The 13,106-nt window shown below is 60.7% G+C and carries 8 protein-coding genes and 1 pseudogene; 5 read left to right on the top strand and 4 right to left on the bottom strand.

Annotated elements, in window-relative coordinates:
* Positions 1–196: 196 nt before the first annotated feature.
* A pseudogene (locus KW841_RS29990) lies at positions 197–475 on the bottom strand (PAS domain-containing protein); the annotation flags it as partial.
* Positions 476–1,201: 726 nt separating this feature from the next.
* The gene (locus KW841_RS04535; RefSeq protein WP_218473918.1) at positions 1,202–2,539 is read right to left on the bottom strand and encodes an MFS transporter; all 1,338 of its coding nucleotides are present in this window, start codon (positions 2,537–2,539) and stop codon (positions 1,202–1,204) included.
* Between the two features lie 218 nt (positions 2,540–2,757).
* Here KW841_RS04535 and KW841_RS04530 point away from each other — a divergent pair, with 218 nt between their 5' ends.
* Positions 2,758–3,324 carry a nucleotidyltransferase family protein gene (locus tag KW841_RS04530; protein WP_256357707.1) on the top strand — a complete coding sequence of 189 codons (567 nt, stop codon included), beginning with the start codon at positions 2,758–2,760 and terminating at the stop codon, positions 3,322–3,324.
* A 73-nt stretch (positions 3,325–3,397) separates the two neighbouring features.
* Here the strand turns inward: KW841_RS04530 and KW841_RS04525 are convergent, their stop codons facing one another.
* A complete protein-coding gene (locus KW841_RS04525; protein ID WP_256357721.1) occupies positions 3,398–6,718 on the bottom strand; it encodes an Ig-like domain-containing protein in 3,321 nt (1,106 codons plus the stop codon).
* A gap of 363 nt (positions 6,719–7,081) precedes the next feature.
* On the opposite strand from KW841_RS04525, the gene KW841_RS04520 reads away from it, so the two are divergent.
* Positions 7,082–7,243 (top strand): DUF2986 domain-containing protein, encoded by a 162-nt coding sequence (locus tag KW841_RS04520; protein WP_218473914.1) that lies wholly within the window; start codon positions 7,082–7,084, stop codon positions 7,241–7,243.
* A 53-nt stretch (positions 7,244–7,296) separates the two neighbouring features.
* Here KW841_RS04520 and KW841_RS04515 read toward each other — a convergent pair whose 3' ends face one another.
* Complete coding sequence (locus KW841_RS04515; protein WP_218473912.1) at positions 7,297–8,619, bottom strand: DUF1329 domain-containing protein; 1,323 nt, start codon at positions 8,617–8,619, stop codon at positions 7,297–7,299.
* A 339-nt stretch (positions 8,620–8,958) separates the two neighbouring features.
* Here KW841_RS04515 and KW841_RS29580 point away from each other — a divergent pair, with 339 nt between their 5' ends.
* The 3 genes from KW841_RS29580 (at position 8,959) to KW841_RS04500 (ending at position 13,089) form a co-directional block, all read left to right on the top strand.
* On the top strand, positions 8,959–9,189 hold the full coding sequence (locus tag KW841_RS29580) for a hypothetical protein (protein ID WP_007974872.1): 231 nt from the start codon (positions 8,959–8,961) through the stop codon (positions 9,187–9,189).
* Positions 9,190–9,559: 370 nt separating this feature from the next.
* Positions 9,560–12,484: an EAL domain-containing protein gene (locus KW841_RS04505; protein ID WP_218473908.1), complete on the top strand. Its 2,925-nt coding sequence runs from the start codon at positions 9,560–9,562 to the stop codon at positions 12,482–12,484.
* 26 nt (positions 12,485–12,510) lie between these two features.
* Positions 12,511–13,089, top strand: a complete 579-nt coding sequence (locus tag KW841_RS04500) for a DUF4157 domain-containing protein (RefSeq protein ID WP_218473906.1) — start codon at positions 12,511–12,513, stop codon at positions 13,087–13,089.
* Positions 13,090–13,106 lie beyond the last annotated feature (17 nt).

Raw genomic sequence — 13,106 nt, 5'->3', positions numbered from 1 at the left:
CGATCAGCAACGGCCAGCCGTGTTGCAGCGGCCGGGAAATCCGCGTGCTCAGCGAAACGATGGGCTTGCCGGCCCGCATCCGTGCATAGAGTGCTGCGGCCCGACGGACCTGGTCGCGGCTGGGCAGCGAACGAACCGACTCGTAACCACTCAGGCGTCCGTTTTCATGGATGGGCGTGACGTAGGCACTGACCCAATAGAAATCACCATTCTTCGCGCGGTTTTTCACAATGCCCATCCAGGGCTTGCCTTGCTTGATGGTGTGCCACATGTGAATGAATACCCCGGGAGGCATGTCGGGGTGTCGAACCAGGTTATGGGGCTGGCCCACCAATTCGTCGTAGGTGAAACCGCTGATGGCAACAAAGGCCTCATTGCAGTAGGTGATCCGGCTATCGAGATCGGTCGTGGAGATCAATCGTTGTTCGGCGGGAAATACTCTTTCATGCTCGGTTACGGGTAAATTCACGCGCATACAATGCGGCCCCTCTGATTATTATTATGATGTTGAGCCTGTAAACCAGCACGGGCCCGCGTTCAGATCGCGGTATTCAACGCGTGCGGGCCCGAAGAGGAATTTATGGAGGGGGGCGGCTGACGGCCATTCATTCGACGACAATTTCTTTTCATTTCATGACAAGCCCACGATGTCGCTGTGGAATCATGGGTGACGTCGAATTGAGTTGGGGTTGGCGCGCGAGGCATGACCTCCGGTGACGGATGTCGTCGCCTCTCTATTCAAGGCACGAGTGACGTCTGTCGAAAAAAAGATTCTTTGCGCATTCCCGGGAAACTGTAGGAGCCAGCCTGCTGGTGATGGACTCGAGTGCGCCGCGTTCATCCAGTTCACACGCGTAATCGTGAACGACCATCGCTGGCAAGCCAGCTCCCACAAAAGACCGCGCCCACGCTGAAACTGTAGGAGCCAGCCTGCTGGCGATGGACTCAAGTGCGCCGCGTTCATCCAGTTCACACGCGTAATCGTTAACGACCATCGCTGGCAAGCCAGCTCCCACAAGGGGTCATGCCCACGCAGAAACTGTAGGAGCCAGCCTGCTGGCGATGGACTCAAGTGCGTCGCGTTGATCCAGTTCACCCGCGTTATCGTTAACGACCATCGCTGGCAGGCCAGAGGCCTCGCCAGTCAAAGGCCTCTGAGGGAAACCTCGCTGACTTGACGCCTGCCGGCCCGTTTCGTGTGTCAGGCGGATGCCCCCACGCCTTCGGCTTTCTCCTGCGCCGCCACGTCATGCAGGGAGATCCTCGAGGTCTCCGGCAATGCCAGTCCCCCGGCCAGCGCGAGTAATGCAATCACGATCAGGTAGAACGCCGGCGACAGGTTGCTGCCGGTGGTGCTGATCAGCCACGTCGCTACCAGCGGCGCGGTGCCGCCGAACAGGGTGTAGGCCATGTTGTAGGTGATCGCCGAGGCGGTGTATCGAGTGCGGGTCGGGAAGGTTTCCGAGAGCAAGGCAGCTGTCACTACGCCACACAACACCGCGCCAATCGCCAGGAGCATGACGCCGACGACGGACGCTGCGAACGAGCCGGAGCTGGCCATCAAAAATGAGGGATACACGACAACGATCAACAGAGCGCAGGCCGTCATCACCGTCATGCGACGCCCGACCCGATCCGAGTACAGCCCGGCCAGCGGGCAGATCGCCGCGGCGAACAGCAATGCAATCAGTGACACCAGCAACGCGGTTGCGCGGTTCAGGCCACCGGCGACTTGCAGGTACGTCGCGAAATAGGTGGTGAACATATAAAACGACAGGGCGGTCAGTGACACGAAGGCACCCAGGCAACAGATCGCCGCCCCATGGTTGCGCAAGGTGTCCTTGAGCGGCGAGTGGGCGACCGCATGTTCCTGGGTCACCGCCTGGAATGCCGGCGTCTCGTCAAGTTTCCAGCGCAGGTAAAGCCCCACCAGGCCCAGCGGCGCAGCAATCAGGAAGGGCAGGCGCCAACCCCAACTGCCCATGGCTTCGGCCGACAATGATGCCTCGAGCGCGTAAGCCACCACGGCTGCCGCGGCGAAGGCGGAAAATGTCGACACCGGGATGAAGCTGCCGTACCAGGCGCGTTTGTCGCTCGGTGCATGCTCCATCAGGTAGGCACAGGCACCTGCGTATTCGCCCCCGGCGGAAAAGCCCTGGGCGCAACGGATCAGCGACAGCAGAATCGGCGCCATGACCCCGATCGCCGCATAAGTGGGCAGCAGACCGATCAGGGTCGTCGCACCTGCCATCAGCAGAATCGTCATCGCCAGGGTTCGCTTGCGGCCGATCCGGTCGCCCAGCATGCCGAAGAAAATCCCGCCAAGGGGCCGAAACGCGAAGGCCACGGCGAACACCGCAAAGGTCTTGAGCAGCGCGGCGCTGGCATCGCCGCTGGGGAAAAATTGCTGGGCGATGGTCGTGGCCAGGAAGCCATAGACGGCGAAGTCGAACCACTCGACGAAATTGCCGATGCCGGCGGCGACAATCACTCTTCTCAGTGTTCCCGGGCTGACTTGTTCCATATTTGCGCTCGTCATGCTTGACCTCGACAGTTCGTCAGTAAGCTATCGATTATCGGGGCAGGCACGGCGGCGGCTCACTTCAAAAGTGTCATCCACGTAGTCAGTACCGACGAGATAACGCTGAATGGCACCTGATTGGCCGGATAAGGGAACGGGCAGTGTTTTTCGTGAATTTGTAAAGCAGCGGGGGTATTGTCGGTCGCCAGGATCAGATCGATAGGGAAGGGATGAAGATGACATTGACTGCCGAAAGCCTGATCAGGATCGCAATGACCAATCCGGTCAACGCACAAATTTACACACGCTTGCCCGAGCTCGGCTTGAACCAATGCATGCTCACGGCCGGTTGCCTGTTCCAGGCCGTCTGGAATCATCAGTCGCAGCGACCGCCAGAGTGGGGAGTGAAGGATTACGACGTCTTTTACTTCGATGATGATCTGTCCTGGGAGGCAGAGAATGAGGTCATCCAGTCAGCTCGGCAGCTGTTCAACGACCTCGACGTGAACGTTGAGGTCAAGAATCAGGCCCGCGTTCACCTGTGGTACAGCCAGCGGTTCGGCGGGGATTATCCCAGGCTCCAGTCGGCCAGGGACGGGGTCGATCGCTACCTGGTTGCCGGTACCTGCATAGGTTGGGATGTCGCCACCGGCGAGGTCTATGCCCCCAACGGCCTGGCCGACACAGAGCACGGGCTGCTTCGAATCAATCCAGGAAATCCCAGGCCGGACCTGTTCGATCAGAAGGCCAGAAGTTATCAGGCTCGCTGGCCATGGCTCAGGATCATCGCGCCGCACAGTTGAACCGGACCAACCGAACTGACCGATTCGGGCCTCAGATCCATTGAGGCCCTCGTCGCTAAAGCCAGGTTGAAACTCAGTTCTTCACTACCGGCACCGTCACGGTTTTGCCAAAGGCCGACTTGATGGTCGCCGTCGGGGCAGCCGCTGGGCCGCTGCCGACGGTTGTCACCGCTATATTCCAGCGCGCGCCTGTAGGCGTCGTGGTCAGGGTGGCGGCGCCAAGGTTCACCGTGCCGGTCGTGGTCGTGGCCGTCGCGGTGATGGTATTGCCCGTGCCACGCGAGGTGGTGCCGGACAGTACCCAATACCAGCGGCTGCTGCTGCGGGCGGTGACGGTGGCGCTGGTGACGATCAGGTTCTCGACGACCCCTGCCGAGACCGCCACGGACACCGTCGCCGGTGCCGACTCCGCGTTCTTGGCATCGCTGGCCCTATAGGTAAAGGTCGCGGTGAACGGCGCGGGGATCGTGGCCGGTGGTGTGTAGATCACGCGCAGACCGTCGGTGCTGACCGAGCCCTTGCCGGAGTCCGGTTGCTCCAGACCCACCACTTTAAGCGGCACGTTGCCGTCAGGGTCGGTGTCGTTGGCCAGCACGTTGATGGTCACCGGTTGGCCGGTGTTACTGATGGCGCTGTCGGGGTTGGCGACAGGTTTCTGGTTGGCGAGGTCTTCGACACGTTCATCGCCAGTGCGGAAAGTCGGCAGCGCGGCGGAGTTGACGTAGGTGACGCCGTCCCAGCCAGGCAGTGGCGTTGGCATCAACTGGAACTGGCCGGGGTGCTCGACATCCCAACGCATCAGCATGGACGTGTCCTCGTGCTGGGTGTTGTGGCAATGCTCCAGGTAGGTCCCGGCGAACTCGCGGAAGCGGATCGCAATGTCTACGTCCACGGAACTGTCGATACCTTGGCCGATGAGATAGACGTCCTTGCGCGCCCATTTTTCCCATTCCGGCGGCGCCTTGCCGTCGCGGTTGAGGACGATGCCTTCTTCGAAATGCACGTGCACCGGGTGACTCCAGCCGTTGCCGCCGTTCCTGATTTTCCACACTTCCAGGGTGCCATCGCCGGAGAACCCGGCAGGGGTCGGACCGGTGGCCAGTTGCGGAGCGGCGCTGATGATCCGAGGATCCATTTGATAGCCGAAACCGCCATCGGTCTTGATGGTCCAGGGTTCTTCGTCGGTGCCGTCGGAGCGACCGAAGATGAACTCGCGATGGCGCGCAGCCTTGAGCTTGGCCTGCATCGTCGGGTCGTCGCGATTGATCGTCAACGGGATCATGCTTTTACCCACTGGCTTGCCCGGTTTGGCGGGTTCGTAGTCGGCGGGGTTCATGCTCACGTCCTGGCCGGCATATGGCTGGACCACCATCTGCATGAACTTGCCCACCACCGGGTCTCCGTCCTCCCATCGCAAGCCAGTACTGGTCAGCTTGAGCACTGCCTTGTACCTGCCGGCCAGGACATCGGCCAAGCTCAGCGCAATACTCTCCGGACCCTTGCCGTTCTGGTGCTCCATCAGGTTGACGAAGTACAGCTTGTCGCCGGTCTTGATCCCGTATTTCGAGAAGTTGACGATGATGTCGAAACGCTCGGCAATGCCCTGGGCGGGCAGGATCGCGTTGTGGTCCTGCAGGTCTCCGTCAGCGTCCAGATCCAGGCTGCCGTCGAACGGCACGGCGTGTTCCATGAGGTTGCCGTCGTTGGCGATCAAGTGGAAGGGCACGCGGGTATAGGACAGGCCGGAGCCTGTCGGGCCGGGGAATTCGCCACCGGTGCCGACGACTTCACGCACCAGCGCGATCCTGAAGAAGCGCGACACCGAGCCATTGAGGATGCGGAAGCGATAGCTGCGCGCCCGCACGTTCAGGCGTGGTTGGTACTGCCAGTTGACCAGCATCTGATCGCCGAGGAAGCCGTCGGTGTTGAACGGGTTGAACCACAGCTGGCCGTTCTGATCCCAGGCCTTGTCGGCCAGCATCAGGTTGACGTCGTAGTCTCGGTTACCCCAAGGCAAGGCCGAGCCGCTGGGCAGGCGCAGGTTGACACCGTCTTCCAAGGCTTCGTTCCCGCGATCCAGGGCGCTGTAGTAGTTCATCATCGACGCGCTGCCCTTGTAGACGTTCTGCGCGGTGAAATCGAGCATGTGGTCGTGGAACCAGTGGGTGCTCATGGTTTCGCGCCAGTCGCCACGGATCTTGATGGTGCCGTTGTTGCAGGTCTTCAGGCCCGGCGTGGCATCGTTGACATACAGGGTTTCGCCCGGGGCGCAGGGGAACGCCGCGCGCGGATCCTGGGCGCTGGTGTTGATGCTGTCGTAACCGGCCAACTGGATCGGCCAGCGATAGTCGAAGTACTGCCCGGGAAAGAAAAACGCATTGGCATAGCCGTCGCTTTCGGCCGGGTTGTGGCCGTTGTGTTCGTGGGTGCTGAGGGTGTGCAGGCCAAAACCCATGTTGGCTGATGGATCGATCGGCAGGGCGTTGTAGTGCCGCATCAGCACGCCCTGGCCGTAGCGCACCATCAACAGTTTTGGCGGGAAGGTGCCGTCGAAGGTCCAGAGCGCCTTGTGGTTCTGGATCGGCATGTTGGGGTGAAAACGGGTATCGATGCCTTTGGTGGTACCCGCAATGATCGGGTTGTCCGAAGTCTGGTTGTAGAGCCCGCCCGGCCCGAACTCACCGACGGCGTAGTTGTGCAGCTGGCGACGGTCGCGCATGCCGCCGTTGAGTTTGGCGCCTGCTTGGGCGGTCTTGAAGGCGACCTGTGGGTAGAACTCGTTCCAGCGCTGGTGCGACCAGCCTTTTCCTGGCGGACGCCCCTCGGCCGGCGAGCCGACCGGATGGCGGTTGAGGAAGGCTTCTACCTGCGCTTTCCACGGGTTACGGTCCAGCACGTTGGAATACTGCGACGGAAACGGGTACAGCCCGGGCTGACGCATGAAGGCTTCGAGCGCCGCAGCCGAAGGGCCGCTGCGGGCGATGCTGTTCGGGTCCTGGGTGGGCGCCGGGCCGACAATCGGAGGCGGGAAGGTCAGGGTGGGCGGCGGCAGTGTCGGGTCGAGTTTTTCCGTGCCGAATTCTTCGAACAACAGCAATTGCTGGGTGTACGGCTGCGCCCCGAACAACGGGCTGGGCTTGCCGTTGGTGGGGATCTTGAACGATGTCTGCAGCGCTGGTGGCAGCACGTTGTCGGTCGTCGGCGTGGTGCGGGTACCATACACGCCATTGGGCAGGGCGAAGGCCCCCGTGTTGGTGGGTGGCATGGCCTCTACAGCATCCACCGCGGCCTGGGGGTCGGCAGGTGGATTGGTAAACGCCGAAGGGTCCGTCGGTGGTGGCGGGCCGAAATCATCCAGTGGTGCGGCGTCTGCCGTGGCCAGGGTAAAGAACATCGCACAAGGCAGGCCTGTTTTGCGCAGCCAGTAGAAGGAATTGCCTGGTTGAGTCGTGCGTTTCATGTTTCACCCCTTGCGTGATGTCCCGTCGTCTCCATGTCCGGGACGACTGCTGTTGTGGGCACAAGGGGGCGTGTGCAACTAATGAGCCATCACCCGGGCAAAGAAAAAACCCAGGTTAATGAACAAGTTGCTGACGGATTTGCATTCGGGAGACGCGGGGAGAAAGGGGATGTTCCTCCAATTTGGTGGTAATTACCCGGAAGGGTGGGTGAAGTAACCCAGTTATGGGGAACGCGGCAGCCCGGCCTGAATGTTTAAGCTGATATCATTCAGGAAATACCGGTTGAGCAGAAAAACATGAATCGTCGCAAGAAAATAAACCAGCTGCTGAAGGCGCACGCGAAAAAGGCCAGTGCCAAACTGGCCCCGCAAAAAAAGGATAAGTACATCAGCAAGGCTGACCGGTTGAAGCTGGCTGCCGAATCTGCTCAAGACCCGGTTGTGGCCTGCGACAGCTGATCCCTGCAGGTCCTGCCCCCTTTTTCGATTCGGGGGGCCTTGTCACCATCCACTCAGCGAATACCGGCGCCCGCCATGGACTCCGGCACCCACTGCGCCGTCGATAGCGGCTCGATGTAGCGGATGCCGCCATGAGGGCCGACCACGCCATTGATGTTGTAGGTGCCTTTCGACAGGTCGTACGTCATGAAGGGCGTGGCATCCGGGACTTGCTGGTCATAGCTCTGGCTGAAGAACGCGAAGGAGCCACGATACAGCTGGCCACGGGTGTCGTACTGATCGGAGGCCACCGCGGCCCAGGTATCTTCATCCAGGTAAAAGCGGCGCTTCTGGTAAATGTGCCTGGCGCCGGGCTTGAGGTTGCCCTCCACGACGTAGACCCGGTGTTTTTCCCAGCGAACGAAATCCGGGGCAATGAAATTCGGCGTGGTCAGGGATTTGGCGTCGCGAGCGTAGGTGAGCTTGTAGGTATTGTAGGGCACGATCATTTCCTGCTTGCCGACCAGCGTCCAGTCATACAGCTCGAGCGCACGGGCAGTACCGGGGTTGGGGGTGTCGTAGGCCAGGATCGAAATCTGCTTGACCCGGCGCTGGGCCGGCATGTACTGCCAGGCCCGGCCGGGAAACTCCGATGGATTGGTGGCGTTCTTGAGCATGATCGACTCGCCGGCTCGGCGCGCAGGCCCGGTATAGGACAGTTTCAACTGATAATAAATGTCCGAGCTGTTGAACGGCTTGGACATGTTCTCGTAGATCGGGAAGGACACGAATGCCTCGCCGGTGACCGCCAGGCTCGGTACGCCGGCCGTGTCGACCGTCCAGGAGTCGTACTTGGAATGGATGTTGACGCCCTGGTAGCGCAGCAGGAAGTTCCACATCGCCTCGGCGCCTGATTGCGGGATCGGGAACGGCACTCCGGGCATCACATTGTCGATGGCAATCCCGCCGTTGAGGGACTTGGCATGGGTGGCATTCCTGCGGCTGTTGTCCAGTACCGCCTGGGGCAGCGATGCCGTGCGGTGGGTCGGATACACGTCGATGCGAAAGCCGGGGTAGCGTCTGGCCAATGCTACGGTGGTGGCCGTTAGCATGCCTTTGTACGAGTCGACGTTCTTGCCGTTGATTACCAGCAGCGGTTTTTCGCCGGCAAAAGGGTCCGGACGCATGCTGTCGCCGGTCTTGAAACCGGGTGGGGCGGTGGTCAGTCCACCGTTGTAGGGCGGAATGGAGCCGTCGGCATTACCGGCCTTTTCGGCACCCACCCACGTCAGGCTGCTGCCCAGTCGGGCGGCTTCCTGGCTCGATACATAGGCTTGGGCATCGATGGCCAGCGCCATGAGGGGTACGGCAGCCAGAAGAGTTTTCACGAATTTCATATTGTTGTTCTCCTGCCTGGTGTTCCAGGCAACTCGTGACTCAGGCGCAGCGTCGCTTACGTCGACTCGTCGCCAGAGACCTTTTCAGTACTGCCATTAGATAACCCCCGTGTCAGGGGCGCTTTTCTTTTGACGACAGCCCCTTGGCTATTGATGACACGTCCGGTAGGTCTCGGCGGGCATTCGATGGCGTGGTCGCTGGGAGTGAGCGTCACTTGTTTGTATTTCCCAACGGAATCATTGAGTTACCGAATGGTCATAGCCATGGCTGAACACTGCCCGGATAAACGTTTCGAGCAGCCGTGACCCTTCCATAATCCCGACATTCAGGACGTTTTCATGAATCGCGCAGTAATCTTGATCTTGGCCATTTCCAGCGCCGTGTTGTTGGGAGGCTGCGGCCCGCATTGGGATGACGGAGAACGGTACGGGCGATATCACGATCATGATCATCGACGTGGTTACGACTGGAGAGGGGACGATGATCAGGGTTATGACCGTGACGATGATCGTCGTGGCTATGATCGTGAACACCGTCGCTACCGTGATCGCGATGACAATGACGACTGATATGTCACATTGAAATGCAGGGGGGAGTCACAGCCTGTGTCCGATGGCTGAGACAATCCATAGACAGCATCGCTAAAACGCCACTCGGTGGCAGATCGTGTGAAAACGCGGCCTGCCACCGAGTGGTGTTTCTTTGTCTGCGCCGCTAGCCGCCACTGCGGTTCTCGCGTCATAGAGGACGATGGAACCCATCATCCTGGAGGCGCTGGCCCGGGTAATACGCAGCGAATAAATTGCAGCCCGTCTCATACCCGGCACTAAAGTGAACAAAGCATTGAAAAAAACGCTATAAGCTATAAATAAGATGATAGATGGCATATTGCTAGCAATCAGTCAGTGAGTTTCGCCAGTTTTGGCTCAGGGAGCCCTGATGAGTTTTCGTACATTGACCGACTCCCGGCGGCATTCGAGCCAATGCGAAGTGGCCGAGCTGCAACCCGTAAAGAGTCCGGATACTGTCGGCAAGGTCTACGCCGGCAATGACGACTCGATCGAGCACGTGCTGGACTCAGCGCGCCACTGGGCCCATAGCACTGCCTGGGTGTTCTACCGCGCCGGCGAACAGATGCATTGGGTCGGGCAAGGCGATCCACGGGTGCAATGGCCTTCGAGCATTGCCAATGAGGCGTTTGAAGCCTTTTGCCGGACTTCGAACCTGCACCGTTGGCCGACCGGCAGAGGCGAAAGTGAGTTGGGTTGGCTGCTCGCCCCCGTCAACGATGCGGCTGAACCCGCGTTCGCGGACTTTGCCCAGCGCCTGGGTATCGAGCTACAGACCAATACCCTGGCCCGTGCGCAGATCACCCAGCGTGTGCTCTATGAAATTACCTATCTGGCCAGTTCGACCCGTGACCGTTCAGTGTTCCTGGTGGGGGTTCACCGGCTGCTGGCCAGTCTGATCGACGCCGAGAACTTCTACCTCGCGCTGTATAACCCGCACACTGGCAAGATCGATTACCCGTATTACGTCGACATCATCGACGTCGATGCCCTGGAATCGGAAAACTATGAATACCTTGACCCTTCGCGCCTGTCGTTGACCGGGCAGGTGTTGACCAGTGGCCAGCCTTTGCTGATCGACGCCGCCGGCATTCTCGAGGCCCAGGCACAGAACCGTTTCCACTGCGTGGGTGATCGTCCCGAGTTCTGGATGGGCGCACCGTTGAAAAACGCCTCGGATGACGTGTTTGGCATGCTGGCGATGCAGGTCTACGACGTTTCGCGAATCTACAGCGCAGAAGACCGCGCATTGTTTCTGGTGGTCGCCCGTCACGTGGCCATGGCGCTGGACCGGATCCTGCACCGTGAGGACCTGGAAGAAACGGTGATACGTCGCACCCTGGAACTGTCCGCACTCAACGATGCATTGCGCCAGGAAGTGGCGGAGCGGGAACGCGCCGAACATCTGCAGAGCGCGCTGTTCCAGATTGCCGAACTGTCCAGCCAGCCCGGTGACATGGCCGAGCTGTTCAAGACCCTGCATGGCATCGTCGGTGACCTGCTGTTCGCGCAGAACTTCTACATTGCGCTGTTCGACGACACCACCGGCGAGGTGACTTTTCCCTATTACGTGGATGAACGGCAGACGACCTGCCCGCCGGCACGGCGAGGGCGCAGGGGCCTGACCGAGTATGTGATCCGTCAGCGCCGACCTTGCCTGATCGACGTTGCCGAGGCCGAACGATTACACGCGCAGGGCGAAATCGAAATTGCCCATGAGTCGGTACGCTCTTACTCCTGGCTGGGCATTCCCTTGTTCGAAGACGAGGCGGTGCGTGGCGTGCTGGCGGTGCAAAGCTATACCTCGCAGGTACGCTATACCCAGCGTGACCAGGAACTGCTGACGTTCGTGTCGCGGCACATCGACACGGCGCTGTCGCGACGCACGGCCGCTGAAGCGATCCATGCCGCCAACCTCAAACTCGAAGCCCGGGTGCAGAGCCGCACCCGCGAACTCGATCACGCCAATGCCAAGTTGCAGCACGAAAACGCCCACGATGCGCTGACCGGGCTGCCCAATCGCACCTACCTGCAACAGCGCCTCAATCTGGCCTGGTCGCGGTTCGGCCGCGAAGGCGGGCACCTGGCGGTGATGTTCATCGATCTCGATCGTTTCAAGATGGTCAACGACAGCTTCGGCCACCACTTTGGTGACCTGCTGTTGATGCAGGCGGCCCAGCGTTTGCGCGGTTGTCTGCGCGAGACCGACATGCTGGCACGCCTGGGGGGCGATGAGTTTTCGGTACTGGCGCCCGAGGCCCCGCTGGACGTGATGATCGAAATCGCCGAACGGATCCTGGTGGCGTTCGACCTGCCGTTTTTCATCAACGGCTATGAGGTTTTTTCGTCCTGCAGCATCGGTATCGTCAGCGCCGACAGTCAGTTCCATCACGAACCCGCCGACTTGCTGCGCGATGCCGATGCGGCGATGTACCGGGTCAAGAGTGCCGGCCGCGACAGCTACGCGGTGTTCAACCAGGAGGTGCGTCGTGAAGTTTCGGACCAGGTCGAGCGGGAAGGGGCCTTGCGCAACGCGCTCAAGCGTACTGACGAACTGCTGCCGTATTTCCAGCCGATCGTCAGTGTCGAAACCGGCGAGCTGCTGGCCCTGGAAGCGCTGATCCGTTGGCATCAGCCGGGCGGCCGGGTGATCGCGCCGGGCGAGTTCCTGCCGGACGTCGAAGGCTTGCGCCTGATCGGTCGACTGGACCTGTACATGCTGACCAGCATTGCCCAGATTCTCGCGCAGCCCGAGCACGCCAATTGGCCTGCGGTGCACGTCAACTGTTCCAGCTACAGCATGACGCGCCCCGGCTTCGCCAGTGAGGTACTGGAACTGTTGGCGCAGCACCAGGTGTCGCCGTCGCGGATCTGCCTGGAGTTGACCGAAGGGGCGCTGGTTGCCGAGCCGGCGATTGCCCGACAGACCATGCAGCAACTGGCCGACAACGGCATGTCGGTGGTGCTCGATGACTTCGGCGCAGGGTTTTCCTCCCTGAGCTATGTGCATCAGTACCGTTTCAGCGGTTTGAAAATCGACAAGTCGTTCATCCTCGAACTGACCACCAGTTCCCGCAGTCGCGCGATCGTCCGGGCAATCGTGCGGATGGCCGAGTCGCTGGACCTGAGTGTGGTGGCCGAAGGCGTCGAGGATGAGGCGACACTGGAACTGCTGCGTGAAATGGGGGCAGGACAGGCCCAGGGTTATCACTTTGCCAAGCCGATGGCGTTGAAAGCGCTGCTGGCGAGTGAACTGCTCGGACTCCAAGGGGTAGCCTCACCCACATCCGGTTAATCACTTTCCGCTGCATGGAGCACCAAATGCCGTCCATCACCACGCCCCTGGTGGCGCTGTTTGTGCTTTGCCTGGCGCTTGAAGTGCCGGCCCAGACCAGCGACTGCCCGGCTGGCGAGAGACAGGTGTGCCTGGACGGCTGCATCTGCCTTCCGGACGTGGTGCCCGAGGACGTTTACCAGATCGCGACGCCGGCCCTGGCACTGTGGCTGAGCCAGGCCCGTGATGCAGCCGCCATCGCCGGTAGCCAGCCCATTCCTGCGCACATCCGTGAGCAACTACTGCCCTGGTACGATCCCGGCGTCCTCGATGCCGCGCGCTACAAAATCAGCAACAACGGACAATTCAGCGCCGCCACGGCCATGCTGCAGAACCCCGATGTCGGTGCCGTGACGCTGATCGACATCATCCTCTTCCGCGACCCTCAATCCGCAGAGCAGGACGTCGCGCTCTGGGCTCACGAACTCAAGCATGTGCAGCAGTATCAGGAATGGGGTGTGCAGGGATTTGCCCAGCGCTATACCCATGACTTCAATGCCGTGGAGGCTCCGGCCTATGCCATACAGGCAGAGGTCAGGCGGGCGGTGCGCAAAGGGCCTGACTGAAGCCGTCCCGACTCAGC

It is taken from the genome of Pseudomonas sp. PDM28 (assembly GCF_019219115.1).
In the GTDB taxonomy this organism is placed as follows: domain Bacteria; phylum Pseudomonadota; class Gammaproteobacteria; order Pseudomonadales; family Pseudomonadaceae; genus Aquipseudomonas; species Aquipseudomonas laurylsulfatiphila.
The sequence above is the reverse complement of the archived record's forward strand: the minus strand, read 5'-3'. Positions and strand labels throughout refer to the sequence as shown.

Coding starts and splice junctions, on each gene's coding strand:
- KW841_RS04535 (WP_218473918.1), bottom strand. CDS start 2,539: ATGACGAGCGCAAATATGGAACAAGTCAGCCCGGGAACACTGAGAAGA.
- KW841_RS04530 (WP_256357707.1), top strand. CDS start 2,758: ATGACATTGACTGCCGAAAGCCTGATCAGGATCGCAATGACCAATCCG.
- KW841_RS04525 (WP_256357721.1), bottom strand. CDS start 6,718: ATGTTCTTTACCCTGGCCACGGCAGACGCCGCACCACTGGATGATTTC.
- KW841_RS04520 (WP_218473914.1), top strand. CDS start 7,082: ATGAATCGTCGCAAGAAAATAAACCAGCTGCTGAAGGCGCACGCGAAA.
- KW841_RS04515 (WP_218473912.1), bottom strand. CDS start 8,619: ATGAAATTCGTGAAAACTCTTCTGGCTGCCGTACCCCTCATGGCGCTG.
- KW841_RS29580 (WP_007974872.1), top strand. CDS start 8,959: ATGAATCGCGCAGTAATCTTGATCTTGGCCATTTCCAGCGCCGTGTTG.
- KW841_RS04505 (WP_218473908.1), top strand. CDS start 9,560: ATGAGTTTTCGTACATTGACCGACTCCCGGCGGCATTCGAGCCAATGC.
- KW841_RS04500 (WP_218473906.1), top strand. CDS start 12,511: ATGCCGTCCATCACCACGCCCCTGGTGGCGCTGTTTGTGCTTTGCCTG.